The organism is Sphingomonas sp. NCPPB 2930 (genome assembly GCF_042867205.1).
Lineage (GTDB): Bacteria > Pseudomonadota > Alphaproteobacteria > Sphingomonadales > Sphingomonadaceae > Sphingomonas.
Genome location: NZ_JBHZQU010000021.1, coordinates 15390 through 40742 on the forward strand (window position 1 = coordinate 15390; position 25353 = coordinate 40742).

A 25353-nucleotide genomic window follows, 5' to 3' on the forward strand; every position below is an offset into this window, starting at 1 on the left:
CGGGTTGATCCTCGCTATCGTCTTCCTGCCGTTGCTGGCCGCCGCCATTGCGGGGTTCGGCAACAAGGCCATCGGGAACGTGCCCGCCAAGGTCGTCACGACCGGCGCGCTGTTCATTTCCTGTGCGCTGTCCTGGCCGATCTTCATCGGCTATCTGTCAGGCGCCAATGTCGCGACGGTCACGCCGGTGCTCCACTGGATCACCAGCGGCGACATGTCGGTCGACTGGGCGCTGCGCGTCGACTCGCTGACCGCGATCATGCTGGTGGTCATCACCAGCGTCTCGGCGCTCGTCCATCTCTATAGCTGGGGCTATATGAGCGAGGAGCCGGATCAGCCGCGCTTCTTCGCCTATCTCTGCCTCTTCACCTTCGCGATGCTGATGCTCGTGACGGCGGACAATCTGGTCCAGATGTTCTTCGGCTGGGAAGGCGTGGGTCTCGCGTCCTACCTGCTGATCGGTTTCTGGTTCCGCAAGCCCTCGGCCAATGCGGCCGCGATCAAGGCGTTCGTCGTCAACCGCGTCGGCGACCTGGGCTTCATGCTCGGCATCTTCGGCACCTTCCTGGTGTTCAAGACGGTGTCGATCCCCGAAATCCTGGCGGCCGCGCCGACCATGGCGGGTTCGACCATCGGGTTCCTCGGCTATCGCTTCGACACGATGACCGTGCTCTGCCTGCTGCTGTTCGTCGGTGCGATGGGCAAGTCGGCGCAGCTGGGTCTCCACACCTGGCTGCCGGACGCGATGGAAGGCCCGACCCCGGTGTCGGCGCTGATCCACGCCGCGACCATGGTGACTGCGGGCGTGTTCATGGTGTGCCGCCTGTCGCCGATGTTCGAGACGTCGCCGACCGCTCTTGGCGTCATCACCGTGATCGGCGCCTGCACCTGCTTCTTTGCCGCGACCGTCGGCACGGTGCAGACCGACATCAAGCGCGTCATCGCCTATTCGACCTGTTCGCAGCTCGGCTATATGTTCTTCGCGGCTGGCGTCGGTGCGTACGGCGCGGCGATGTTCCACCTGTTCACGCACGCCTTCTTCAAGGCGCTGCTGTTCCTGGGTGCGGGTTCGGTGATCCATGCTATGCATCACGAGCAGGACATGCGTTACTATGGCGGCCTGCGTCGCCACATCCCGCTCACCTTCTGGGCGATGATGATGGGCACGCTGGCGATCACCGGCGTCGGTATTCCGGCTCTGTTCGGCAACCCGATGGCGTTCGGTTTCGCGGGCTTCCATTCGAAGGACGCGATCATCGAGGTCGCCTATGCGGGTGGGTCGGGCTTCGCCTTCTGGGCGGGCGTGATCGCCGCGCTGCTGACCAGCTTCTATTCGTGGCGCCTGATGTTCCTGACCTTCTGGGGCAAGCCGCGCTGGACCGGGTCGGAGCATATCCAGCACGCGCTGCACGACGCGCATGGCCACGGCCATGACGATCATGCGCATGGTCATGACGCGCATCATCACGACGAGGCGCATCACAATGTCGCCCATGCCGAGGACGCCGGTGACGAACCGCATGTCCATGGTCCGGCGCATACCGACCTGCCCGAGGGCACCGGTGGCTATCATCCGCATGAAAGCCCACTGGTCATGCTGATCCCGCTGATCGTCCTGTCGATCGGCGCGATCGCGGCGGGCTTCGTCTTCCACGGCTGGTTCATCGAGCCGGAGGCGGGCGAGAGCTATTGGAAGGGCGCGATCGCCTTCAACGAGCACCTGATGCACTCGATGCACGGCGTGCCGGTGTGGGTGAAGCTGTCGGCGACGGTGGTGATGCTGCTCGGTCTGCTGACCGCGTATCTGACCTATATCCGTGCGCCGGAATTCCCGGCCAAGTTCGCGGACCAGTTCCGCATCCTGTACCGCTTCCTCCTCAACAAATGGTATTTCGACGAGATCTACCATTTCCTTTTCGTGCGCCCCGCCTTCGCGATCGGCCGGTTCCTGTGGCACCGTGGCGACGAGAAGACGATCGACCGCTTCGGCCCCAACGGCGTTGCCTGGCTTATCCAGCAAGGCAGCAAGGGTGCGGCGCGCTTCCAGACGGGATACCTCTACAGCTATGCGTTCGTCATGTTGATCGGCCTGACCGCGGCCGTCACCTGGGCCATTTTGGGTTGATCGCGTGATGCAGGGCTTCCCGATCCTCTCCGTCATGCTGGCGGTCCCGGCTGTTGCCGCGATCGCCTGCCTCTTCCTCAACGCGCAGGGCGCGCGGATGCTGGCGCTGGCCGCCACGCTGGTCGACTTCGTCCTGGGCATCGTGCTCTGGACGCAGTTCGACGTGGGCGGCGCGCAGTGGCAGTTCGTCGAACATGCCCCCGGCATCTTCGGTCCGTTCGGCTGGTCGCTCGGCATCGACGGCTTCGCGCTGCTGCTGATCATGCTCAGCGTGTTCCTGATGCCGATCTGCATCGGGGCCAGCTGGCGCTCGATCGACAAGCGCGTTCCCGAATATATGGGGCTGTTCCTGTTCACCGAGGTGCTGATGATCGGCACCTTCGCGGCGCAGGACCTGTTCCTCTTCTACGTCTTCTTTGAAGCCGGCCTGATCCCGATGTATCTGATCATCGGCATCTGGGGCGGGGCGAACCGCATCTACGCGTCGTACAAGTTCTTCCTGTACACGCTGCTCGGCTCGCTGCTGATGTTCGTCGCGATGCTCTATATGGCGCGCACGGCGGGCACGACCTCGATCCCGGCGCTTCTCGCCTATGACTTCCCGGCCTCGGTCCAGACCTGGTTGTGGGTCGCCTTCTTTGCCTCGTTCGCGGTCAAGATGCCGATGTGGCCGGTCCACACCTGGCTTCCGGACGCGCACGTCCAGGCGCCGACGGCGGGGTCTGTCATCCTGGCGGGCGTCCTGCTGAAGCTGGGTGGCTATGGCTTCCTGCGCTTCCTGCTGCCGATGTTCCCGGAGGCGAGCGGACAGCTGACCTGGCTGATCTTCGCGCTGTCGGCGGTGGCGGTGATCTATGCCTCGCTGGTAGCGCTGGTGCAGTCCGACATGAAGAAGCTGATCGCCTATTCGTCGGTCGCCCATATGGCGATCGTGACCATTGGCCTCTATGCCTTCAATCAGCAGGGCATTGAGGGTGCGATGATCATGATGCTCAGCCATGGTCTGGTATCGGGCGCGCTGTTCCTGTGCGTCGGCGTCATCTATGACCGGCTCCACACCCGTGAGATCGCGCGCTATGGTGGTCTGTCGATCAACATGCCGAAATACGCCGTGTTCTTCTTGTTCTTCACCATGGCGTCGATCGGTCTGCCGGGTACCAGCGGCTTCGTCGCCGAGTTCCTGTCGCTGATGGGCACCTATCAGGTGTCGACCTGGACCGCGCTGCTCTGCACCACGGGCATCATCCTGGGTGCGGCGTATATGCTCTATCTCTACCGGCGGATCGCTTATGGCGAGATCAAGTCGGACGAGGTGGCGGCGATGCCCGACATGTCTGCGCGTGAGCTCTGGCTGCTGGCCCCGATCGCGGCGGTAACTTTGTGGATGGGTGTCTATCCGGAAAGCTTCCTGGCGCCGATGCGCAAGGACGTGACGATCCTGCTCCAGCGGATCGACCGGGCCAACCCCGGTTCGGACAGCCGCCCCACCGCCGGTAACCCGGCGCTGGCCACCACCCATGCCCCTGAGCACCAAGCTGCGCACGGGGAGGCGCACTGATGAGCTATTCGTTGAACCTCTTGATGGTCCTGCCCGAGCTGGTGCTGACCCTCGGCGCGATCGCGCTGATGCTCGTCGCCGCCTGGGGCGGAACCGCCTCGACGCGCGGGATCTCCATTGCGGCGGTGTTCGTGCTGGCGGGGGCAATGGTCGCGCTCGCCGGTCCGGCGACCACGGGCGGGCTGGCCTTTGGCGGCCTGTACCGGGCGGATGCCTTTGCCGGTTTCGCCAAGGTCCTGATCTATCTGGCGACCGCAGTGGCGATCATCATGGCGCCGCGCTTCTTCGCCCGCTCGCCGGGTGAGGATTTGCGTCCCGAATATCCGATCCTGATGCTGCTCTCGTCGGTCGGCATGGGCATGATGGTGTCGGCGGGTGATCTGCTGACGCTCTATGTCGGTCTGGAGCTGCAGAGTCTGTCGGCCTATGTGCTGGCCAGCTTCATGCGGCGCGATGGCCGCTCGGCCGAAGCGGGCCTGAAATATTTCGTGCTGGGCGCGCTGGCGTCGGGCATCCTGCTCTACGGCATCTCGCTCGTCTATGGTTTCACCGGCTCGACCGACTTCGCGCAGATCGCAGGCGCCTATGGCCGTGATGCGGCGATGGGGACGCGCTCGCTGGGCCTGATGTTCGGCCTGGTGTTCGTGTTTGCGGGCCTCGCGTTCAAGATGTCGGCGGTGCCGTTCCACATGTGGACCCCGGACGTCTATGAGGGCGCACCGACCCCGGTGACCGCCTTCTTCGCCTCCGCCCCCAAGGTCGCGGCGATGGCGCTGGCGATCCGCGTCGCGGTCGAGGCCATGGGCTCGGCGGTGCAGCAGTGGCAGCAGATCGTGACCTTCGCCGCACTGGCGTCGATCATTCTCGGCGCCGTGGCGGCGATCGGCCAGACCAACATCAAGCGGCTGCTCGCCTATTCGTCGATCAACAATGTCGGCTTCGCGCTGATCGGTCTGGCAGCCGGCACGGCACAGGGCGTCGCGGCGGTGCTGACCTATCTGACCATCTACGTCATCATGACGCTGGGTGCGTTCCTGATCGTCATCCGCATGCGCGACGAGCAGGGCAATCCGATGGAGTCGATCGCCAGCCTGTCGGGCCTGTCCCGCACGCGTCCGGCGCTCGCCTGGGCGATGGCCTTCTTCATGTTCTCGGTCGCGGGCATTCCGCCGCTGCTCGGCTTCTATGCCAAGTTCGCGGTGTTCAACGCGGCGGTCGCGGCGGGGCTGTTCCCGCTGGCGGTGATCGGTGTCGTCGCCTCGGTGATCGGTGCCTATTATTATCTCCGCATCGTCAAGACGATGTTCTTCGACGAGCCCGTCGGGGCCTGGGACAATAGCGATGCGCAGCCGGTCGAGAACGGCCTGATTGCGCTGTCGGCGCTGTTCGTGTCGCCGGTCGGCTATCTGCTGATCCCGGTGCTGGGCGCCTGGTCGCTCGCGGCGGCGCGGGCTCTGTTCTGAGCCGAGTGCTGCACGTCCCGGAAACGGGATCGACCAATGCCGATCTTCGCCAGCTTGCGGAAGCGGGCGGCGAAGACGGTCTTTGGCTCCGCGCCGACCGCCAGACGGCGGGGCGCGGACGCCAGGGGCGAGACTGGTCCTCGCCCATCGGCAATTATTACGGATCGACGCTGGTGCGGTTGCAGCCGGGCGATCCGAGCCCCGCGACGCTGGCGCTGGTCGCCGCGGTGGCGATCGAAGAGGCGGTGCGATCCTGCCTCCCCGCGATCGAAGACCGGCTTCGCCTCAAATGGCCCAACGACCTGCTGATCGACGGCGCCAAGCTGTCCGGCATATTGCTGGAGCGGGTGGGGGACGCGGTCATCATCGGCATCGGCATCAACCTGGCCTCCGCGCCCGACCTGCCCGACCGGGCAACGACCTCGCTGGCGGCACAGGGCGCGGCAGTCAGCGTGGCGGCGATGCAGGACCGGCTTTCCGAGGCCATGGCCTGCTGGGTCGAGGCGTGGCGGACCTGGGGTCTGTCCGCCGTGACCGCGCGCTGGGAGTCGCGGGCGCATCCGCGTGGCACGCCCTTGAATGCCCGCTTGCCTGACGGACAGAGCCTGGACGGCGTCTTCGACGGACTGGCGGGGGACGGGGCTTTACGGCTCGGCTTGGCGGATGGCTCGGTGCATGTCATCCATGCCGGTGATATTTTCCTGATCTGAAGGACCCCCATGCTGCTTGCGATCGATGCCGGGAACACGAATGTGGTCTTCGCGCTGTTCGAAGGGCGGACGATCAAGGGCCGCTGGCGGATCGCGACCGATCCGCGTCGGACCGGCGACGAATATGCGGTCTGGATCAACCAGTTGCTGGCACTGGAAGGCTATGCGCGCGAGGATGTGACCGGGGTCATCATCGCGACCGTGGTGCCGCGCGCGCTCCACAATCTGGAAGTGCTGGCGCAGAAATATTTCAAGGTCGACCCGTTGATCGCCGGTCGCGGCGCCGCCGAATGGGGCATAGAGATCGACGTCAACGAGCCGGCCTCGCTGGGCGCGGACCGCGCGGTGAACACCATTGCCGCACACGCGCTCTATCCTGGCGATCTGATCACCATCGATTTCGGCACCGCGACGACCTTCGACATCAGCGATTATCAAGGCGCCTATAAGGGCGGGATCATCGCGCCGGGCATCAACCTGTCGCTCGACGCGCTCGTCACCGCCGCCGCCAAGCTGCCGCGTATCGCGATCGAGGCGCCGGAAAGCCGCAACGTCATCGGCCGCAACACGGTCGACCAGATGCATATCGGCATCTTCTGGGGCTATGTCGCGATGATCGAGGGGCTGGTCGCGCGGTTGAAGGCGCAGGTCGGGCGGCCGGTCAAGGTGCTCGCGACCGGCGGTCTCGCCACGCTGCTGAGCCCGCATACCGACGTATTCGATCATATCGAACCCGATCTGACCATTCAGGGGCTGGCGATCCTGTGGGAACGCGCCCATATTCGGTAACGAGAGTTTCGGATCGTGCAGCCCGCGAGATGCCGCAGGGCGCATGGCCCGTGAAGAGATGACCGCGCCCTGACCGGCGCACCCCTATCGCCCCGGACCCGCTTTCAGCGGGGTGGGCGCTCATTGTCAGGAAGTGAATGACTCCCAAGAAAGAATTGCTGTTCTGCGCGCTCGGTGGCTCGGGCGAAATCGGCATGAACGTGAACCTGTACGGCACCGAAGGCAAATGGGTGATGGTCGATTGCGGCATCACCTTCGCCGATCCGGCCTATCCCGGCATCGACGTGATCCTGCCCGACCTGTCCTTCATCGAGGATCGGCTGGACGATCTGGTCGGCATCGTGCTGACCCATGGGCATGAGGACCATATCGGCGCGCTGCCCTATCTCGCCGAAGACCTGGGCGTGCCGATCTATGCCACCGCCTTCACCGCCGGACTGGTCCGCGGCAAGCTGGAGGAAGAGGGCAGCGCCAGCCGCGTCAAGCTGCGCGTGATGGAGGCGGGCAAGGCGTTCGAGGTTGGCCCGTTCGACTTCACCTTCGTTCCGCTGTCGCATTCGATCCCCGAGGCCAATGCGCTACTGATCGAGACCGCTGTCGGCCGGGTGTTCCACACCGGCGACTGGAAGATCGACCCGACCCCGGTGATCGGCAAGCCCGCCAGCCCGGCGCAGCTGTCGTCGATCGGCGACCGGGGTGTCGACATCCTGGTCTGCGATTCGACCAACGCCTTCAACACCGAAGCCTCGGGCTCGGAAGCCAGCGTCCGTCCGGGCATCGCCGAGACGGTCGCCAAGGCCAAGGGCCGGGTGGTCGTCACGACCTTCGCCTCCAATGCCGCGCGTCTGGTGACGCTGGGCGAGGTGGCCAAGGAGACTGGGCGCAAGCTGTGCGTCACCGGCCGCTCGCTCGACCGGATCCTGAAGGTCGGCAAGGCCTGTGGTTACTTCAAGGGCTTCCCCGAAACGGTCGATCCCGAAACCGCGATGCGGCTCCCCAAGGACCGCGTGCTGATCGTCGCGACCGGCGGGCAGGGCGAGCCGCGCGCCGCACTGTCGCGCATCGCCGAGGGCAGCCATACGATCCGCCTCGACACGGGGGATACGGTGATCTTCTCCGCGCGCCAGATTCCGGGCAACGAGACCGCGGTCGGTCGTATCCAGAACATCCTGGCGGGCAAGGGCGTCCGCATGGTCACCGAGCGCCAGGCGCATGTCCATGTGTCGGGCCATCCCGGCCAGCCCGAACTGGCCCAGATGTACAAGTGGCTGCGCCCCCGCACGCTGATGCCGGTGCATGGCGAGATGCGGCACATGATGGAACATGCCTGCTTCGCGACGACGCAGGGCGTGCCGCAGACGTTGGTCCAGTCGGACGGCGACATCGTCCGCCTGCTGCCGGGCAATGCGACCAAGATCGGCAACGCGCCGGTCGGCCGTCTGGTGCTGGACGGCGACGTGATCCTGCCCTCGGACGGGTCGACGATGAACGAGCGCCGCAAGCTGGCGATCAACGGCCAGATCTCGGTCGGCGTCGCGGTCGCCAAGGGGCGGCTGGTCGGCAGTCCGCAGGTGCGGGTGCAGGGCGTGCCCGTCGAGGACGAGCGCGATGCCTTCATCGCCGAAGCAGTGGCGGCCGCCGCCAAGGCGGTGGACGGCCCGCGCCGCGCCACCGACAAGCTGCGCGAGGATATCCGCCTGTCGGTGCGCCGGGTCGCGACCCGCTGGACCGGCAAGAAGCCGATCGTCGACGTCCTCCTGATCGAGGGCTGATGCCATGCACTGGACGTCGGCGCTTGCGATCTACGTCCTGTTCTGGTTCCTCGCGGTGTTCCTGGTCCTGCCCTTCGGGGTCAGGACCGCGCATGAGGCCGGGGAGGTGCACATCCCCGGCACCGCCGAAAGCGCCCCGCACGTCTTTGCCGTCGGGCGCTTCCTGCGGCGCACGACGATCACCGCGACGGTGATGTTCGTGCTGTTCTACCTCAACTATGTCTATGGCTGGATCACCGCCGACATGCTCGACTGGAGCGGGATGAGCCGGGGCCTCTGAGCCTGGTTTGGCCTGTGGCCGTGGCGATGCGTGGCCTTCGACTTCGCTCAGGCTGAACGGAGGTCGGGATAGGACGCGGGGCCGTGTTTGCACCTCCGTTCGCACGGAGCGAAGTCGAAGTGCACGTGGCCAGGCGACGCGCCTGATCCCGCCTACCGCAGCCGCTCGATCGCCTGGGCCAGCGCGACATAGAGCTTGCCCATATCCGACGACAGCAAGGTCACGCCCAGCGGCGATCCGTCCCGCTGGGCCAGCACGCCGCGCAGCATTGCCTCGAAATCGTGGATGTAGCGGTTCACATGCTCGCGGAACTTCAGGTCGTCGTCATACAACTCGGCGATATCGCGCGCCTGATGCGAGTCGAGGATGCGCACCGCACGCCGGGTGAAGACGCCGCGATCCCCCTTCAGATAGGCCGCCCAGGCGCTGTCGGTGACCTCGGGGGCATAGATCTTGGCGATGTCGATCGACGCCGAATTGAGCGATTCGACCAGCAGCGATGCGCGGCGGGCGAAGCTGTCGCGGTCGGCCTCCTCCCGCTCGGTGCGGGCCTCCTCGATCCGGTTTTCGACCAGGGCCGTCTTCTCGGCAATCTGCTCGGCCTGGCGGGCCAGCCTTTCGGTGGCGCGAGTGGCGGCCTCGACCGCGCCCTGCGTCGCCTCGACGATGGCATGGACCTGGCGCTCGACGGTGTCGCCGGTCGCGCGGCGCATCGCCTCGGCACTGGCGATCTCCAGCGCATGGGCGGCCTGGGGAATGACCTCGGCCAGCGTCTCGCGGGCGCTTTCCGCCGCGGTCGCCGCCGTCTCGCGAACACGCAGCAGCGCATCGACCAGCTTGGGCGCGGCCTCGTCGGCGAAGCGGTGCGAGCGGTCGATCGTCTCGTCGACCATCATGCCCAGCGCATCGGCCTTGGCCCGGCCGGTCGAGAGCGTCTCGATCAGCGAACCCGACAGCGTTTCCAGCGTCTGGCGCTGTTCAGCGATGACGTCGGCGATGGCGGCGATCGCCTCATGCGTGCTCTCGGCCGCCGCGACCAGCGCGAGCAGCTCGGGCTTGGTCTCGACCACGACCTCATGGCTGGCGTGCATCCGCTGGTCGAGCCGGCCCAGCGCCTCGGGCAGCGTCTCGTCAATCTCGCGCGCGGCGGCGTCGAGCGCGATCAGCAGCGTTTCGGTGGTGGCGATGACCCGGTTGGCCATCGCCTCACCCGCTTCCAGCGCGCCGGTCATTGCGTCCGCCGATCCGCCGAGCGCACTGATCGACGCGGCCAGCATCTGCGATTTTTCGGTGCCCTGGGTGTGGAGCACGGCCATGCGCGCCTCCACCCGGTCGAGCTGCGCGTCCAGCGCGTCGATCATCGCCTCGCCTGCGATCCGTTGCCCCTCCAGCTCGGCGGTCAGGCGGGCAATGGCCTGGTCGACGCTTCCCACCCGCTCTGCCAGCGCATCGGCGCTGTCGCGCGCGGCGCTTTCGAGTGCGGCCTGATTGGCGCCGACCATCGCCAGCATGGCGTCACCCTGTGCGGCGATGCCCTTGCGCGACTGGTCGATCGCTTCGGCGGTGCGGTCGAGCAGCGCGTCGATCGTCGTCGCGACGCTGGCCGTCACCGTTTCCAGATGCGCGCTGGCGGTCCGGCTGGTCGCCTCCATCTGTTCGATATGGGTCGCCAGACGCTGCGCCGCGCCGCTGGCGATGGTGTCCGCATCCTGCCCCCGGCGGCCCAGCGCGACCAGTTGCGCATCGAGCGCGGCGGCATGGCTCTCGGCCGATCGCGCCGCCTCGGCCATCCGGTCGCCCGCCTCGCCGACCTCGTCGACGGCGCGGGGCAGCGCGTCGAGCAGGTGCGCGAGCGAGGCCTGGCTGGTCCCGGCGACATCGCTCAGCACGCGGCCATGCGCCTCGACCATCTGGATATCGTCGGACAGGTCGCGCGCGATCGCGTTGAACCGGGTTTCGGCGGCCTGTGCCATCTCGCCCAGCGCGATCGCCTGCGCCGACAATTCGGATCGGTTGGCCTCCAGCGCGCGCCCGATCATCCCGACCGCACGCTCCAGCGCCATCGCCTCGCGGCGCATGTCATGCGCGGTCATCGCGAAACGGCGCTGCTCGGCAGAGCTGCTGCGCTGGGCAAGCAGCCACAGGATCGCGATCAGCATCGGCCCGGCCAGCGCCAGCGTGGCGAACGAGGCCAGCCCCTCGGCCGACGGGGCGTTCGCGCCCAGCAGTCCCCAGGCCAGCATGCCGCCGAACCACAGCACCGATGCCCCGATCGCCAGGATCATCGGCCAGCGCGGGGCGGGGTCCTCGGGTGGGGGCAGGGGGCCGTCGTCCAGCCACGGGCTGGCGGGCGGCGCCGCCACGGGCTCGGCAAAGACCGGATCATAGCGCCCGTCATGGCTTTCCACGTCGGCGATATCCGGCCTGTCCTGACGCTCCGCGCGCATATCCACGATCATCCGAGCCCCCGTGTCACAATGGGTCGGTTTATCACGTTTGCCGACGGCAGAAAGTCATTTGCGCTGTTCCGTGTCGTGGGCAATCCGGGTAAGCGGCCATGAATGACCTATGAACACGGAACAATCGATTCCGCGCTGGCGGCGGTGGCCGGTGATGAGCCTGCGGTGATCCAGGATTTGCGCCGGGCCTTTGTCGACGGCGTGAACCATGCGGTGGAAACGCTGCACGCGGCAGAGGGCGGGCAGGGGTGGCGAGAGGCGGCGCTCCGCCTGAAGGGGCTGGCGGCCAGCGTCAATGCGCTGCCGCTGATGACGCTGGCCGCGCAGGCGGCGACGCGCGATGCGCCCGACGCCGAACTGCTGGTCCGGATCGGCGAGGTCGTCGCGCGGCTCTGACGCCCGCGCCGATCCGTTCATCGGCGCTCGGGGCTGGCATGGGCCGCGCCAAGCGCCTAACAGCGGGCGATGTTATCCGGCCTTTTATTCGCGATTGACGATGCCGACGACCGTCCCGGACGGTTGACGGCCACCTTGCCGTTCGCGGGCGTGACCCTGATCGAGTATCAGGCGCGGCTGCTGATCGCGGCGGGGGCGGCGCAGATCATCATCGTCGTTGCGCGCCTGACCCCCGAACTGCTCGGCGCGATCGCCCGAATCGCACAGCGTGGCGTGGTGGTCGACACGGTGCGCAGCGCGGTCGAGGCAGCGGAAAAGCTGCATCCGCTCTCGCGCCTGGTCGTGCTGGCGGACGGGCTGATCACCACCGAGGACACGATCGCGCATGTCCTGCGCGACACCGGCCATGACGCGCTGATGGTCGTGCCCGAGGCGGGGGCCGAGCCGGGGCTGGAGCGGGTCGGCAGCCAGATGGCCTGGGCGGGGGTCGCTCGGCTCGATCCGCGTCGCGTCGCTGAGGTGGCCGCGCTGCCGCGTGACTATGATCTGCAATCGACGCTGCTCCGCCTCGCCGCGCAGGCGCGGGCGACGCATATCCTGCTGCCCGCCGATGCGGAGAAGGCCGGGCACGGCATCGTCCACCACGCCGAGACGCTCGATGCGCGGGGGCGGGCGGTCGTCGCGCGGCTGGTGTCGGGGCGGCGGAGCTGGTTCGATCGCTATATCCTGGCGCCGATCGCCCGGCTGGCGCTGCCCCGGCTGGTCGAACGGTCGGTGCCTGCCCATGTCGCGGGCGGGGTCGGTGGCGGCGCCGGGCTGCTCGGGCTGATCCTGATCCTGACAGGATTTCCGGGGTTTGGCCTGTTCCTGGCGATGATCGGCACGCTGGGGCTGGGGCTGGGCGAGACGCTGGCGGGGTTGCGCGACGAACAGGGGGCGGCGCGCGCGCTGTCGGCCGCGATCGCGGTGCTCACGGCGCTCGCCATCATGGCGCTGGGGTGGCAGCATTACCGGGCCTGGGCCGACGATCTGGGGCTGGCCATGGCGCTGGTCCTGGTCGTCCTCGGCATATTGGCGGAGCGCGCCGCGCTCTATCGTTTCCGCCGCCGCTGGTGGGCGAGCCCGCCCGCCTATCTGCTGGTGATCCTGCCCGCGACGCTGCTCGGCATCGGCCTGTGGGGGCTGGTGCTGGCCAGCATCTATGCGATTGCGACCCTGGCGTCCGCAATCGAGACATTACGCGCGCAAGTTTAGTGTCGCATTAAGATCAAACGGGTTAGCGGTTCGGAATGGCGGTCGACCCGGACCCTTATCATGCCGTGCATTGGCAGGGCGCGCGATTGTCCGCGCGGGTCGCGTCGGCGCGCGCGCGCGATACGCGGCGGCGGCGGGCGGCGCTGGTCGATCTGGCGCTGGATGACGATGGTCGGTTGAGCGAACGCATCCGGTTGACCGTGATCGCGCGGCTGCACGATCTGGTCGAGGGGGTGGCGCGCGACCTGCGGCACCAGGCGGGGCTATACATGGAGGGCGAGGTCGCGTGGCGCAGCCCCGTGGCCGCCACCGTCGAGCGGCTGCGCCGGGCCGGGCTGCTCGCCGATCCCGAACTGGTAACCGAACTTGTCGCGCAACTGCGCCAGCGGCTGCTGGCCGACGCGCTGCCGACCGAGGCGCTGGCGAGCGACGGCACGAGCCTGCTCGTACGGCTGGCCGAGGCACCCGATCCCAATGTCTCCGACGCCGCGCGGGCGGTGCTGCTGGCCGAGGGGGCGAGCCGGGCGGCGGGGCAGGGAAGCGTCGCGCCCTGCCTGCCCGAAGCGCTTCACCGCCAGCTGGTCTGGACCGTGGCCGCCGCGCTGCGCGATGGTGACGACCCCACGCTCGACCGCGCGCTGACGCTGGCGGCGGATCATCTGCTGGCGGCGCAGGCAGACGGGATTCGGCCGGACGTGGCGGCGCGTCGCCTGGCGGCGGCGATCGATGCGCGGGCCGGGGAATTGCCCGATCTGCTGGTCGAGAGCCTGTCCGACCGGCAACTGGGCCTGTTCATCGCCTTTCTCGCGCGCGGGACGGGCATCGACGATGCCGATATGCGCGACATCGTGCTGGAGCCGGAGGGGGATCGCCTCTGGCTGGTGCTGCGCGCGCTCGACATGAACCGGGCGACGCTGGGCCGGATCGGGCTGGCGCTGAGCGAGGCGGATGGCGCCCGCGATATCGAGGGGTTCGCCGACGCGCTGGACGCGATCATGACGGTGACGGCCGAGGATGCCAGGCGTGCGCTCGCTCCTTTGACCCTGCCGCGCGGGTTTCGCGATGCGATCGACCGGCTGGACGGGGCTGTCCGCCGGTGAGCGCGATGAGCGGCCCCGGCGAATCGATGGTGGCGCGGGCCATTCTGGACGGCAGCGACCGTATCCTGTCGGCCGACCCGCCGATCGAGCTGCTGCACATCCGCGCGGGCGGCGACTCGTCCGACCGGCTGGCGGTGGCGCCGATCGCGCGGATAGCCCGACTCGCACGGCGGCTGGGCGTCGCGGTCTCGCGCCGGGTCGTCGTTGCCGATGACGAGGGCGATCTCGACCTCTGGGTCCAGGCCCGGCCCGAGACGGGGCAGATCCGGCTGAGCGTCAGCGGCTGGCGCGACCGGGCGGCGTGGAAGCCGCGCGCGACGCCCCCCGATTATGCGACGGCGGGTGCCGACTTCCGCTGGGAAACCGACGCCGCGCTGCGTCTGACATTCCTTTCGCCCGAAGCTGGCCTGCATCATGGCATCGACGCCGCCGCGCTGCTGGGGCGTCCGCTCAGCGCGCTGTTCGTCTTCGATACCGGCGAGGCGGGGTTGTTCAACGAGGCGGCCCCGCTCGACGGACGGGGCGCGCGGCTGGTGCCGACCGATGCGGCGGTCCGGCTGTCGGCGGCGGTGCGCCATGACGGGATGGGCGGCATAGCGGGGCTGATCGGTGCGACCTATCTGGTCGATCCAGAGGGTGGGGACGAAGATCCGGCCGCCATGCTGGGCGATCCGCCGCTGACCGAGAGCTTCACCGCCGGGCTGGACCGAGCGCTGCGCACGCCGCTGGCGCGGATCGTCGCCAATGCCGACAGCATCGCCGCACGGGCGGACGGCCCGATCGCGGCCGATTATGCCGAATATGCCAGCGACATCGCGCATGCCGGTCGGCATTTGCTCGGGCTGGTCGACAATCTGGTCGAGTTGCAGGCGGTCGAGCAGCCCGATTTCACGCTGCCCGCCACGCCGATGGACCTGGCCGACGTCGCGCGCCGGGCGGCCGGGCTGCTCGCGGTTCGCGCCGACGCGGCGGGGGTCCGGGTGCGCCGCCCCGATCCGGCGGAGACCATGCCCGCGACCGGCGATTTCGGCCGTTCGCTCCAGATCCTGATCAACCTGATCGGCAATGCGCTGCGCTATTCGCCGGAAGGCGGCGAGGTGGTCATCGGCGTCACGCGCGAGGAGGAATGGGCTCTGGTCCGCGTCACCGACCAGGGCAAGGGGATCGCCCCCGAGGATCAGCGGCGCATCTTCGAGAAGTTCGAGCGGGTCGATCCGTCCGAGCCCGGCGGCAATGGCCTGGGCCTCTATATCGCCCGCCGTCTGGCGCGCGCGATGGGGGGCGACCTGAGCGTCGAGAGCGTGCCGGGCGAGGGTGCGACCTTCACCTTCGGGCTGCGCGCCCAATAAAAAGGGCTCCCGAAGGAGCCCTTTCCTGTCGTCGCTATCCATTCAGCGCCGCCGCCGGGGCAGCCTGCGCGCGATCAGGATCATCAGCAATCCCGCCACCGCGACAAAGGCCCCGCGATCGGCCCACTGGCCCTGGCCGAGCATGAAGCTCTGTTCGGGCCAGTGGATATAGCCCAGCCCCTGACCGATCCATAACAGCCCGGTCAGCGTCAGCATGACACCGATGGCGATCAGGATCGGCCGGAACCGGTTCATGGCTTAGCGCTGCTCGACCGGAACGTACGAACGCTGCGTCGGGCCGGTGTACAGCTGACGCGGACGGCCGATCTTCTGGTCGGGATCGGTGATCATCTCGTTCCACTGCGCGACCCAGCCGACGGTGCGGGCGAGCGCGAACAGCACGGTGAACATCTCGGTCGGGAAGCCGATCGCCGACAGGATCACGCCCGAATAGAAGTCGACGTTCGGGAACAGCTTCTTCTCGACGAAATAATCGTCGCTCAGCGCGATCTCTTCGAGGCGGAGCGCCGTCTCGAACAGCGGATCGTTGACCTTCAGCGCGTCGAACACTTCGCGCACGGTCTTCTGCATCACGGTCGCGCGCGGGTCGTAATTCTTGTACACGCGGTGACCGAAGCCCATCAGGCGGAACGGATCATTCTTGTCCTTGGCGCGCGCGATGAACTCGGGGATGCGATCGGGCGTCCCGATCTCGCGCAGCATATTGAGCGCGGCTTCGTTCGCGCCGCCATGCGCCGGACCCCAGAGGCAGGCGATGCCCGCCGCGATGCACGCGAACGGATTGGCGCCCGACGAGCCCGCCAGACGGACGGTCGAGGTCGAGGCGTTCTGCTCGTGATCGGCGTGCAGGATGAAGATGCGGTCCATCGCCTTTTCGACGGCCGGGTTCACCTCATACGGCTCGGCGGGGACGCCGAAGGTCATGCGCAGGAAGTTGCCGGTGTAGGACAGCGAGTTGTCCGGGTACAGGAAGGGCTGGCCCACCGAATACTTGTACGCCATCGCCGCGATCGTCGGGATCTTGGCGATCAGGCGGTGCGAGGCGATGGTGCGCTGCACCGGATCATGGATGTCGGTCGAATCGTGATAGAAGGCCGACAGCGCGCCGACCACGCCGCACATGATCGCCATCGGGTGCGCGTCGCGGCGGAAGCCACGGAAGAACGCCGCCAGCTGCTCATGCACCATGGTGTGGCGCGTGATGGTGTTGGTGAAACCCGACAGCTCGTCCTGGTTCGGCAGTTCGCCGTTCAGCAGCAGATAGGCGACTTCCATGAAGCTGCTATTCTCGGCCAGCTCGCCGATCGGATAGCCGCGATGGAGCAGCACGCCCTCGTCGCCGTCGATATAGGTCAGCTCCGACCGGCACGAAGCGGTCGAGGTGAAGCCGGGGTCATAGGTGAACGCGCCGGTCTGTGCATAGAGCTTGCGGATATCGACCACGTCCGGGCCGATCGAACCCGACATGACCGGATAGTCGAACTCTTTGCCTGCGATGTTGAATTTCGCGGTGTCGCTCATGCTCAATTATCCTTCCTATCTGCGGTCATCTGGTCCGCGATCCGACCCAGGCTTTCCTCACGGCCCAACAGGCTGAGCACGTCGAAGATCCCCGGTGACGTCTTGCGTCCGGTCAAGGCAGCGCGGAGCGGCTGAGCGACCTGGCCGAGCTTGACGCCCTCTGCCTCGGCCACCTTGCGTACCGCGTCTTCCAAAAGCTCCGTATCCCAGTTGTGCACCGCGTCAAGCGCGGTGTGTACGGAAAAGAGAATGTGCCGTGCCTTTTCATCGAGGAGACCGGCGGCGGCATCATCCATGGTCAACGGACGGGTCGCGAAAAGGAACCGCGCGCCATCGGCCAATTCGTTCAGATTGGCGGCGCGCGGCTTCAGCGAGGGCATCGCGGCGGTCAGCAGCGCGACCTCCTCCACGCCCATGCGGCCAGCGGTCAGCGCGGCGAGGCGCGCGTCGTCGGCTTCGCGGATATAATGGCCGTTGAGATTTTCCAGCTTCTTCAGGTCGAAGCGCGACGGCGCCTTGCCCACGGCGGCGAGGTCGAACCACTTCACCGCCTCGTCCCGCGCGATGATCTCGGCATCGCCATGACCCCAGCCCAGGCGGAGCAGATAATTGTCGAGCGCTTCCGGAAGGATGCCCATCTCGTCGCGATACGCCTCGATCCCGACCGCGCCGTGACGCTTGGACAGCTTGGCGCCGTCCGATCCGTGGATCAGCGGGATATGCGCATAGATCGGCTCGGCCCAGCCCATCGCCTTGTAGATGGGAAGCTGGCGGAAGGCGTTGTTGAGGTGATCGTCGCCGCGGATGACATGGGTCACGCCCATGTCATGGTCGTCGACCACCACCGCCAGCATATAGGTCGGCGTGCCGTCGGAGCGGAGCAGGACCAGATCGTCCAGCTCGGCATTCTGCACGGTGACGCTGCCCTGCACCCGGTCCTCGATCGTGACCGCCCCTTCGCGCGGGGCGCGCAGGCGGACGACGAAGGGCTGGCCCTCGGGCGCGGTCGCGGGGTCGGCGTCGCGCCAGGGCGAGCGGATGCGCAAAGGCTGCTTGGCGGCCTGCGCGGCCTCGCGCTGCGCGGCGATCTCGTCCTGCGTCATGTAGCAGCGATAGGCATGGCCCTTGGCCATCATCTCGCGCGCCACCTCGGCATGGCGGTCGGCGCGGGCGAACTGGAACACCGCCTCGCCGTCCCAGTCCAGGCCCAGCCAGCGCATGCCGTCCAGGATCGCGTCGATCGCGGGCTGGGTCGAACGGGCGCGGTCGGTATCCTCGATGCGCAGCAGGAACTTGCCGCCATTCGCCTTGGCGAACAGCCAGTTGAACAGCGCGGTGCGCGCGCCGCCAATATGGAGGAAGCCGGTCGGCGAGGGCGCGAAGCGGGTGACCACTTCGCCTGCGGCCGACCCGGTGGCGATATCATCTGTTGCGCTCAACCGCGCATACTCCCAATCATGAATTTCGATGGCCTATTCAGCCGCCGCAGCCCCTAGCATCAAGCGCGGCCCTCGCCAAATGCCGCGCTGGACGGCGTTGGAACTTTGGGCGGAACGCGAGCGGACGCAGCTGGCGCTGTGGATGCCGGTGGCCTGGGGGCTTGGCATCGCCTTGTGGTTCGTCCTGCCCGATCCGCGCGGCTGGGCGGCGCTGATCTGTGTGGCGGGCGGGGTCGGGCTGGCGGCGTTCACCCTGTCCGGCGGCGGCCGCGTGACGCGCGGCATCGGCATGGCCGCGCTGCTGGTCGGCGGCGGCGCGACGCTGGCCTGGGCGCGGGCCGAGTCGGTGGCGGCGCCGGTCCTGGCCCGCCCGGTGCTGGCGACCATGACGGGCGCGGTGGAGGGCGTCGACCGGCTGGCGGCGCGCGGGCTGATGCGGCTGATGCTGAAGCCGTCGGAGGCCAGCGACGGGCGCGGGCGGGCGATCATGCTGCCGCCCCATGTCCGGGTGTCGCTGCCCATCGAGGATGTTCCGGCCGGTCTGGGGCGCGGGGCGATCATCCGCCTGCGCGCGCGCCTCATGCCGCCCGCCGGACCCATTGCACGCGGCGGCCATGACTTTGCCCGTGCCGCCTGGTTTCAGGGGATCGGCGCGACGGGGCGTGGCTTCGCGCCGGTCAAGGTCCTGCGGCCATTGAGCCGGGGAGAGGGGCTTCGCCAGCGGCTGTCATCCCATATTTCCGCGCGGATCGAGGGGAGTGCGGGCGGTATCGCAGCCGCGCTCGCAACCGGCGATGTCGGCGGCATCGGCGAGGCGGATGCCGAGGCGATGCGCCGGGCGGGGCTCGCGCATCTGCTGTCGGTCAGCGGGCTGCACATCACGGCGGTGGTCGGGATCGTCATGGTCCTGACGATCCGGCTGCTCGCGCTCTGGCCATGGCTGGCGCTGCGCGTGCGATTGCCGCTGGTCGGAGCGCTGGCGGGCGCGGTCGCGGCGATCGGCTATACCGCGCTGACGGGGGCGGAGGTGCCGACGATCCGGTCCTGTGTCGCCGCCATGCTGGTGCTGGCGGCGCTGGCGCTGGGACGCGAGGCGATGACGCTGCGGCTGGTTGCGGCGGGGGCGTCCATCGTGCTGCTCTTCCGGCCCGAGGCCCTGATGGGGGCGAGTTTCCAGCTGTCCTTCGCGGCGATCACCGCCATCGTCGCGCTGCACGAACATCCCGCGATGCGGCGCTGGTTCGGCCCGCATCCCGACTGGCGCTGGTCGGCGGCGCGGCAGCTGGGGGCGTTGCTCGTCACCGGGCTGGTGGTCGAGGCGGCGCTGATGCCGATCGCCATCTATCATTTCCACAAGGCGGGGCTGTACGGCGCCTTTGCCAATATCGTCGCCATTCCCTGGACGACCTTTGTCGCCATGCCGTTGGAGATGCTGGCGCTGCTGCTCGATCCCGTGGGGCTGGGCGCGCCCTTCTGGTGGCTGCTCGGCCATGCGCTGGGGGCGTTGCTCTGGCTGGCGCGGCAGGTGGCGGCGATGCCGGGGGCGGTAATGGCGCTGCCGGTCGCGCCGGACGGGGCTTTCGCCGTGACGATCCTTGGCGGACTATGGGTGGCGCTGTGGCGGACGCGGTGGCGATGGCTGGGCGTGCCGGGCGTGGCGATCGGCGTGACCGCCATGCTGGCCGCGCCCGTGCCCGACCTGATCGTGACCGGTGACGGCCGCCATGCCGCGATCCGCACCGGCGGCGGCATGGCGCTGTTGCGGGAGCGGGCGGGGGATTATGTCCGCAATGCGCTATTCGAAATCGGCGGCAGCGACGATGCACCGCTCGCGCTGGTCGACCAGGCGGAGGCGCGGTGCGGCGCCGATATCTGCCTGACCCGGATCGTGCGGGACGGGCGCGTCTGGCGGGTGGCGGCGACGCGAAGCGGTTATGCGGTGCCCTGGGCCAGCCTGATCGCGCTCTGCGACCGCGTCGACATCATGATCGCCGACCGACGGCTGCCCGAGGCGTGCCGCCCGCGCTGGTTGAAACTCGATGCCCTCGCCTTGCGCCGCAGCGGCGGCGTGACGATCCAGCTGTCGGGACCAGTCGCCGAAACCGCGCGGATGCCGGGGGACCGGCACCCCTGGATCGTGGCGAGCGAGGCGCGTGGACGCTGACCCGCTCGCTCCCTTGTCAATCGTAGCGGCGCAGAATGCCCGACAGCTTGCCCTGCACCCGCACCTGGGCGGGCGCGTAACGCTGCGGATCATAGGCGCGGTTGGCGGGGTCGAGCCGGATCATCGAGCCTTCGCGCCGGAAATATTTCAGCGTCGCCTCCGCCTCGTCGATCAGCGCGACGACGATCTGGCCGTCGCGGGCGATGTCGGTGCGGCGGATCAGCGCATAGTCGCCGTCGAGGATACCCGCCTCGACCATCGAATCGCCCGACACCTCCAGCGCATAATGCTCGCCCGTGCCGAGCAGGGCAGCGGGGACGGCCAGGGTCGAGCTGCCCTCGAACGCCTCGATCGGGACACCCGCGGCGATACGGCCGTGCAGGGGAATCTCGACCACGTCATTGGCGGGCTCGGCGACCGGCTTCGCGGCGGGCGGTCGCGCATCGGCCGCGCTGGCGGCGGCCGCGACCGGCTTTTCCGGCCGATCAGGCATCCGCAGCACCTCCAGCGCGCGGGCGCGATTGGGCAGGCGGCGGATGAAATTGCGTTCCTCCAGCGCGGAGATCAGGCGGTGGACGCCCGATTTGGACTTGAGGTCCAGCGCCTCCTTCATCTCCTCGAAGGAGGGCGAGACGCCGGTTTCCCGCAAACGGTCGTTGATGAAGCAGACAAGCTCATGCTGCTTTGCGGTGAGCATCGCGATCCTCCGTCCAGAACAGACGTGGAACTTATATGGAACGGAAAGGCTTGCGTCAAGCGAGCATCAGGATTTCCGCCGAGTCGCCCGCAGGGGCCGGGGGCGCGTGCGGCGGGCGGATCACCAGGCACGTCGAGCGCGCCAGAGTCAGCAGCATCGAGCTGTCCTGGATGGCCGCCGCATGGATGCGCCCGTCGATCATCGCGGCGCGCAGATAGTCGATGCGCGGACCGTTGGCGGGCAGATCCTCGCCCAGAATGGCGGGGATCGCGCTGGGGAAGGGATCGCCCGCGCCCGCCATATGCGCGACCAGCGGCTTGACGAACAGGATCGCGGTCACGAAGGCCGACACCGGATTGCCGGGCAGGCCCAGCACGACCATGTCGTTCAGCCGCCCCGCCATCATCGGCTTGCCGGGGCGAAGCGCGATCCGCCAGAAATCGATGCTGCCGCCCGCCGCCTTCAGCGCGGGCTGGACCAGATCATGGTCCCCCACCGACGCGCCGCCGGTCGTGACCAGCAGATCGGCGGCGACCCCGGCAAAGGCGTCGCGCAGCCGTTCCAGATTGTCGGGTAGGATGCCCAGATCGATGATCTCGACGGGCAGGTCGGCGAGCAAAGCCGCCAGCATCACGCCGTTCGACTCCGGCAGGGCATCGGCATCCCCCTGTCCGGGGGGCACGAGTTCGTCGCCGGTCGCGGCGATCGCGATCCGGACGCGCGGGCGGACGGGCAGGGTGCCATGGCCGCCGGTTGCCGCCACCGCTATCCGCGCGGGCGTCAGCCGCTGCCCGGCGGCGATCAGCCTGTCGCCCTGCGAAAAATCCAGCCCGCGCCGCCGGACATTGCGCCCGCGATGCGCCGGGCCTTCGCCGGTCAGGGTCAGCGTTTGCTCCTCGCGCCCCGCCTCTTCCTGAACCAGCACCGTGTCGGTGCCCTGTGGCAGCGCGGCGCCAGTGAAGATGCGCGTCGCTTGTCCGGCTTCGACTCTCTCCAGAAAGGGGCGTCCGGCGGCGCTTTCGCCGATCACCGTCCAGGGCCCCGGCATGTCGTCGAAGCGGATCGCATAGCCGTCCATCGCCGACAGGTCGCGCGAGGGCTGGGTCCGCTGCGCCAGCACGTCGCGCGCGGCCCAGCGCCCGGCGGCGTCGCGCAGGGCGAGCTCGATGGCGGGCCGGTCAGGGGCGAGCGCGAGCAGGCGCTGTTGGGCTTCGGCAACGGGTAGAAGAATGGCGGTCACTCCTATTGGCGACAAGACGCGTCGTCGGCGCTGGCGTTCCCGCAGGCGGGCCGGTCAGGCGTGCCAGTCACCCGACTTGCCGCCGGTCTTGGACAACAGCCGAATATCGCCGATCGTCATGCGCTTATCGAGCGCCTTGGCCATGTCATAGACGGTCAGCAGCGTGACCGATACGGCGGCCAGCGCCTCCATCTCCACCCCGGTCTGGCCCGCCGTCGCGGCGGTCGCGGTCGCGGTCACGCCTTCGGCATCCAAGGTCAGTTCGATCTCGACCTTGCTGAGCGGAAGCGGGTGGCAGAGCGGGATCAGGTCGCTGGTCTTCTTGGCGGCCATGATCCCGGCGACCCGCGCGACGGCGAGCACGTCACCCTTCTGGACGCTGCCCGCCGCGATCGCGGCGGCGGCCTGGGCCGACATGGTGATCCGCCCCTGTGCCACCGCCTGCCGGGCCGTCACCGACTTGCCCCCGACATCGACCATCCGCGCCGACCCGGTCTCGTCCAGATGGGTGAGGCCGGTCATCCGATCAGTTCGCGGGTCGCCGCCTCGACATCCTGCTGGCGCATCAGCGCTTCGCCGATCAGGAAGCAGTGAATGCCATGCTCGGCCATCGCGTCGAGATCGGCGCGCGTCGTCAGCCCGCTCTCGGCGACGAAGGTGCAACCCTGCGGCGCGCGGCCGACCAGTTCGTAGGTCCGCTGAAAATCGACCGAGAAGTCCCTGAGATCGCGGTTGTTCACCCCGATCAGTCGCGACTTCAGCCGGGCGGCGCGCTCCATCTCGGCGGCGTCGTGCACCTCGACCAGCGCGTCCATGCCGCATTCGATCGCAGCCGCCTCGATCTCCTGCATCTGGCCGTCGTCCAGCGCGGCGACGATGATCAGGATGGCGTCGGCCCCCAGCGCGCGGGCCTCATGCACCTGCCAGGGATCGACCATGAAATCCTTGCGCAGCACCGGGATCGACACCGCCGCGCGCGCCTGTTCCAGAAACAGGTCGGCCCCCTGGAACCAGCGCTCGTCGGTCAGCACCGACAGGCACGCCGCGCCCCCGGCCTCATAGGCGCGGGCATGGGCGGGGGGATCGAAATCGGCGCGGATCAGGCCCTTGGACGGGCTGGCCTTCTTCACCTCGGCGATCAGCGCATGGCCGGTCTTGGCGTCGAGCGCGGCGCGAAAGCCGCGCGGGGCGGAGACCGTGTCGATCTTGGCATCGAGATCGGACAGCGACATCGTCGCCTTGCGCGCGGCGACATCGGCGCGCTTGGTTTCCAGGATGCGGTCGAGCATCGTCATCGGTAAGCAATCCATCGATCGAGAAGCGCCGCAGCCTCGCCGGTATCGATCGCGCGGGCAGCGGCCACGGCCCCCTGGGCCAGATCGGCGCTATGCCCCGCGACCAGCAAGGCGGCGGCGGCGTTGAGGAGAACCGCGTCGCGATACGCGCCCGGCTCTCCGGCGAGAAGGCGGTGAAGCGCCTCGGCATTGTGCCGGGCGTCGCCGCCGCGAATGGCGGTGATGGGATGGCGGGGCAGCCCCGCATCCTCGGGCGTGATCGTCGCGGGCGCGGCGACATCGCCGACCGACACCGCGATGCTGGGCCCGGCGCCCGACAGTTCGTCCAGCCCTTCCTCGCCCGACACGACCAGCGCCGCCGTCGCGCCCAGCTGCTCCAGCGCCTCGGCATAGACCGACGCATAGTCGGGACGGGCGATGCCGATCAGCTGGCGGCCGACATGCGCGGGATTGGCGAGCGGGCCCATCAGGTTGAAGATCGTCCGCCGCCCGATCCGCCGCCGGATCGGGGTGATCCGCGCCATGGCGGGGTGGTGGTTGGCGGCGAAGAGGAAGGCGATGCCGATATCGCTCAGGCTGGCCTGCGCCACCTGTCCGGCGCGCTCCATGTCGAGGCCCAGGACCTCCAGCGTGTCCGCCGCGCCCGCCTTGGACGAGGCGGCGCGGTTGCCATGCTTGGCGACCGGCACGCCGAGCGCCGCGACGACCAGCGACACGGCGGTCGAGACGTTGAGCGTGTGATGCCCGTCGCCACCGGTGCCGCACACGTCGATCGTGCCTGGCGGCGCCGTGATGGGGATCAGCCGCTCGCGCATCGCCCGCGCGGCCTCGGCGATCTCGATCGAGGTCTCGCCTCGCTCGGCCAGATCGGTCAGGAAGGTCGCTGTCGCCTCGTCGCCCGCGCGACCGTCGAGAATGTCGGCAAAGGCCGCATAGGCCGTCTCGCGCGACAGCGGGCTGACGGGATCGGGCAGCAGCGCGATCGTGGTCACGCGGGCGTCTCGACCGGCGGACGCAGCCGCTCAGGCAGGTCGTGCGCCACGCCCGCTTCGCGCAGGAAATTGGCGAGCATCGCATGGCCATATTCGGTGGCGATGCTTTCCGGGTGGAACTGGACGCCGTGGATGGGCAGCGTCGCGTGGCGGAAGCCCATCACCGTGCCGTCCTCGGCCCGCGCATTCACCACTAGGCTGTCGGGCACGTCGTTGACGATCAACGAATGGTATCGCGTCGCGGTGAAGGGAGAAGGTAGGCCCCGGAACAGCCCGGTGCCGTCATGATGCACGGGCGAGGTCTTGCCGTGCATCAGTCCGCCGCGCTGGACCAGTCCGCCGAAATGCTGGCCGATCGCCTGATGGCCCAGGCACACGCCCAGCAGCGGCCGGCCCGCATCGGCGGCGGCGGCGACCAGGTCCAGGCTGACGCCCGCCTCGGTCGGGGTGCAGGGCCCCGGGGAGATGAGAAAGGCTTGCGCCCCCGACGAGAGCGCTTGGCCCGCCGAGATCGCGTCGTTGCGGACCACCTCCACCTCGCTGCCCAATTCCTGAAGATAATGGACGAGGTTCCAGGTGAAGCTGTCGTAATTGTCGACGACCAGGATCATGATCCCGCCATAGCCGATCGCACGGATGGTGCAACGCCCGCCGCGCCGCACCGGGCGGTCGGAGGTGTGAAATTGTCGGGCCGCGCGACACATGGCCCTAAATTTGCCGGAATTCGGC

22 protein-coding genes are annotated in these 25353 nt (G+C 68.4%); 12 read left to right on the plus strand and 10 right to left on the minus strand.

All coding sequences use genetic code 11. The features are described 5' to 3' along the window. The first annotated feature begins 4 nt into the window (after positions 1 to 4). The 7 genes from nuoL to ACFX59_RS16830 all read left to right on the plus strand — a co-directional run bounded on the left by nuoL (position 5) and on the right by ACFX59_RS16830 (position 8697). Positions 5 to 2125 carry an NADH-quinone oxidoreductase subunit L gene (gene nuoL, locus ACFX59_RS16800; RefSeq protein ID WP_387433910.1) on the plus strand — a complete coding sequence of 707 codons (2121 nt, stop codon included), beginning with the start codon at positions 5 to 7 and terminating at the stop codon, positions 2123 to 2125. A gap of 7 nt (positions 2126 to 2132) precedes the next feature. Then, entirely contained in the window at positions 2133 to 3683 is a 1551-nt protein-coding gene (locus ACFX59_RS16805; RefSeq protein WP_387433961.1) for an NADH-quinone oxidoreductase subunit M, read from the plus strand. Beyond that, on the plus strand, positions 3683 to 5146 hold the full coding sequence (nuoN, locus tag ACFX59_RS16810; protein ID WP_354294737.1) for an NADH-quinone oxidoreductase subunit NuoN: 1464 nt from the start codon (positions 3683 to 3685) through the stop codon (positions 5144 to 5146). Before ACFX59_RS16805 ends, nuoN begins: the two co-directional genes overlap by 1 nt. Before the next feature lie 5 nt (positions 5147 to 5151). Then, the gene (locus tag ACFX59_RS16815) at positions 5152 to 5856 is read left to right on the plus strand and encodes a biotin--[acetyl-CoA-carboxylase] ligase (protein ID WP_387433913.1); all 705 of its coding nucleotides are present in this window, start codon (positions 5152 to 5154) and stop codon (positions 5854 to 5856) included. Positions 5857 to 5865: 9 nt separating this feature from the next. Continuing rightward, complete coding sequence (locus ACFX59_RS16820) at positions 5866 to 6645, plus strand: type III pantothenate kinase (RefSeq protein WP_387433915.1); 780 nt, start codon at positions 5866 to 5868, stop codon at positions 6643 to 6645. Between the two features lie 137 nt (positions 6646 to 6782). After that, complete coding sequence (locus tag ACFX59_RS16825; protein ID WP_387433917.1) at positions 6783 to 8417, plus strand: ribonuclease J; 1635 nt, start codon at positions 6783 to 6785, stop codon at positions 8415 to 8417. 4 nt (positions 8418 to 8421) lie between these two features. Then, positions 8422 to 8697 carry a DUF1467 family protein gene (locus tag ACFX59_RS16830; RefSeq protein ID WP_387433919.1) on the plus strand — a complete coding sequence of 92 codons (276 nt, stop codon included), beginning with the start codon at positions 8422 to 8424 and terminating at the stop codon, positions 8695 to 8697. 152 nt (positions 8698 to 8849) lie between these two features. On the opposite strand, the gene ACFX59_RS16835 is transcribed toward ACFX59_RS16830, so the two are convergent. Continuing rightward, positions 8850 to 11156 carry a hypothetical protein gene (locus tag ACFX59_RS16835; protein WP_387433922.1) on the minus strand — a complete coding sequence of 769 codons (2307 nt, stop codon included), beginning with the start codon at positions 11154 to 11156 and terminating at the stop codon, positions 8850 to 8852. 102 nt (positions 11157 to 11258) lie between these two features. Between ACFX59_RS16835 and ACFX59_RS16840 the strand changes: the two genes are divergently transcribed. The 4 genes from ACFX59_RS16840 to ACFX59_RS16855 all read left to right on the plus strand — a co-directional run bounded on the left by ACFX59_RS16840 (position 11259) and on the right by ACFX59_RS16855 (position 15255). Continuing rightward, positions 11259 to 11552, plus strand: a complete 294-nt coding sequence (locus ACFX59_RS16840) for an Hpt domain-containing protein (RefSeq protein ID WP_309696322.1) — start codon at positions 11259 to 11261, stop codon at positions 11550 to 11552. 69 nt (positions 11553 to 11621) lie between these two features. After that, positions 11622 to 12806 (plus strand): hypothetical protein, encoded by a 1185-nt coding sequence (locus ACFX59_RS16845; protein ID WP_387433925.1) that lies wholly within the window; start codon positions 11622 to 11624, stop codon positions 12804 to 12806. A 35-nt stretch (positions 12807 to 12841) separates the two neighbouring features. Beyond that, a complete protein-coding gene (locus ACFX59_RS16850; RefSeq protein WP_387433927.1) occupies positions 12842 to 13906 on the plus strand; it encodes a DUF2336 domain-containing protein in 1065 nt (354 codons plus the stop codon). Positions 13907 to 13911: 5 nt separating this feature from the next. Then, positions 13912 to 15255 (plus strand): sensor histidine kinase, encoded by a 1344-nt coding sequence (locus ACFX59_RS16855; RefSeq protein WP_387433963.1) that lies wholly within the window; start codon positions 13912 to 13914, stop codon positions 15253 to 15255. 42 nt (positions 15256 to 15297) lie between these two features. Here the strand turns inward: ACFX59_RS16855 and ACFX59_RS16860 are convergent, their stop codons facing one another. Genes ACFX59_RS16860 through gltX form a run of 3 tightly spaced genes read right to left on the minus strand, consistent with a single transcriptional unit; the run spans position 15298 to position 18236 of the window. Continuing rightward, entirely contained in the window at positions 15298 to 15510 is a 213-nt protein-coding gene (locus ACFX59_RS16860; protein WP_307099688.1) for a hypothetical protein, read from the minus strand. 3 nt (positions 15511 to 15513) lie between these two features. Next, complete coding sequence (locus tag ACFX59_RS16865; RefSeq protein ID WP_307099687.1) at positions 15514 to 16797, minus strand: citrate synthase; 1284 nt, start codon at positions 16795 to 16797, stop codon at positions 15514 to 15516. A gap of 2 nt (positions 16798 to 16799) precedes the next feature. After that, positions 16800 to 18236, minus strand: coding sequence for a glutamate--tRNA ligase (gene gltX, locus ACFX59_RS16870; RefSeq protein WP_387433931.1), 1437 nt, complete (start codon positions 18234 to 18236; stop codon positions 16800 to 16802). Between the two features lie 79 nt (positions 18237 to 18315). Between gltX and ACFX59_RS16875 the strand changes: the two genes are divergently transcribed. Further along, complete coding sequence (locus ACFX59_RS16875) at positions 18316 to 20400, plus strand: ComEC/Rec2 family competence protein (RefSeq protein WP_387433933.1); 2085 nt, start codon at positions 18316 to 18318, stop codon at positions 20398 to 20400. Positions 20401 to 20416: 16 nt separating this feature from the next. Here the strand turns inward: ACFX59_RS16875 and lexA are convergent, their stop codons facing one another. The 6 genes from lexA to ACFX59_RS16905 are packed head-to-tail and all read right to left on the minus strand — an operon-like array spanning position 20417 to position 25235. Continuing rightward, on the minus strand, positions 20417 to 21097 hold the full coding sequence (gene lexA, locus ACFX59_RS16880) for a transcriptional repressor LexA (RefSeq protein WP_307099681.1): 681 nt from the start codon (positions 21095 to 21097) through the stop codon (positions 20417 to 20419). 55 nt (positions 21098 to 21152) lie between these two features. After that, on the minus strand, positions 21153 to 22337 hold the full coding sequence (gene glp, locus ACFX59_RS16885; RefSeq protein WP_387433936.1) for a gephyrin-like molybdotransferase Glp: 1185 nt from the start codon (positions 22335 to 22337) through the stop codon (positions 21153 to 21155). Positions 22338 to 22391: 54 nt separating this feature from the next. Further along, positions 22392 to 22859 (minus strand): cyclic pyranopterin monophosphate synthase MoaC, encoded by a 468-nt coding sequence (moaC, locus tag ACFX59_RS16890; RefSeq protein WP_387433938.1) that lies wholly within the window; start codon positions 22857 to 22859, stop codon positions 22392 to 22394. Then, a complete protein-coding gene (trpC, locus tag ACFX59_RS16895; RefSeq protein ID WP_307099675.1) occupies positions 22856 to 23632 on the minus strand; it encodes an indole-3-glycerol phosphate synthase TrpC in 777 nt (258 codons plus the stop codon). The genes moaC and trpC overlap by 4 nt, the downstream gene beginning before the upstream one ends. Continuing rightward, complete coding sequence (gene trpD / locus ACFX59_RS16900; RefSeq protein ID WP_387433941.1) at positions 23629 to 24624, minus strand: anthranilate phosphoribosyltransferase; 996 nt, start codon at positions 24622 to 24624, stop codon at positions 23629 to 23631. Before trpD ends, trpC begins: the two co-directional genes overlap by 4 nt. Next, on the minus strand, positions 24621 to 25235 hold the full coding sequence (locus ACFX59_RS16905) for an aminodeoxychorismate/anthranilate synthase component II (RefSeq protein ID WP_307104562.1): 615 nt from the start codon (positions 25233 to 25235) through the stop codon (positions 24621 to 24623). Before ACFX59_RS16905 ends, trpD begins: the two co-directional genes overlap by 4 nt. Positions 25236 to 25353 lie beyond the last annotated feature (118 nt).

Bases quoted from the DNA above. Each gene is read 5' to 3' on its own strand.
- ACFX59_RS16805 (WP_387433961.1), top strand. From the start codon at position 2,133: ATGCAGGGCTTCCCGATCCTCTCCGTCATGCTGGCGGTCCCGGCTGTT.
- nuoN (WP_354294737.1), top strand. From the start codon at position 3,683: ATGAGCTATTCGTTGAACCTCTTGATGGTCCTGCCCGAGCTGGTGCTG.
- ACFX59_RS16820 (WP_387433915.1), top strand. From the start codon at position 5,866: ATGCTGCTTGCGATCGATGCCGGGAACACGAATGTGGTCTTCGCGCTG.
- ACFX59_RS16825 (WP_387433917.1), top strand. From the start codon at position 6,783: ATGACTCCCAAGAAAGAATTGCTGTTCTGCGCGCTCGGTGGCTCGGGC.
- ACFX59_RS16830 (WP_387433919.1), top strand. From the start codon at position 8,422: ATGCACTGGACGTCGGCGCTTGCGATCTACGTCCTGTTCTGGTTCCTC.
- ACFX59_RS16835 (WP_387433922.1), bottom strand. From the start codon at position 11,156: ATGATCGTGGATATGCGCGCGGAGCGTCAGGACAGGCCGGATATCGCC.
- ACFX59_RS16840 (WP_309696322.1), top strand. From the start codon at position 11,259: ATGACCTATGAACACGGAACAATCGATTCCGCGCTGGCGGCGGTGGCC.
- ACFX59_RS16845 (WP_387433925.1), top strand. From the start codon at position 11,622: ATGTTATCCGGCCTTTTATTCGCGATTGACGATGCCGACGACCGTCCC.
- ACFX59_RS16850 (WP_387433927.1), top strand. From the start codon at position 12,842: ATGGCGGTCGACCCGGACCCTTATCATGCCGTGCATTGGCAGGGCGCG.
- ACFX59_RS16855 (WP_387433963.1), top strand. From the start codon at position 13,912: ATGAGCGGCCCCGGCGAATCGATGGTGGCGCGGGCCATTCTGGACGGC.
- ACFX59_RS16860 (WP_307099688.1), bottom strand. From the start codon at position 15,510: ATGAACCGGTTCCGGCCGATCCTGATCGCCATCGGTGTCATGCTGACG.
- ACFX59_RS16865 (WP_307099687.1), bottom strand. From the start codon at position 16,797: ATGAGCGACACCGCGAAATTCAACATCGCAGGCAAAGAGTTCGACTAT.
- ACFX59_RS16875 (WP_387433933.1), top strand. From the start codon at position 18,316: ATGCCGCGCTGGACGGCGTTGGAACTTTGGGCGGAACGCGAGCGGACG.
- lexA (WP_307099681.1), bottom strand. From the start codon at position 21,097: ATGCTCACCGCAAAGCAGCATGAGCTTGTCTGCTTCATCAACGACCGT.
- moaC (WP_387433938.1), bottom strand. From the start codon at position 22,859: ATGACCGGCCTCACCCATCTGGACGAGACCGGGTCGGCGCGGATGGTC.
- trpC (WP_307099675.1), bottom strand. From the start codon at position 23,632: ATGACGATGCTCGACCGCATCCTGGAAACCAAGCGCGCCGATGTCGCC.
- ACFX59_RS16905 (WP_307104562.1), bottom strand. From the start codon at position 25,235: ATGATCCTGGTCGTCGACAATTACGACAGCTTCACCTGGAACCTCGTC.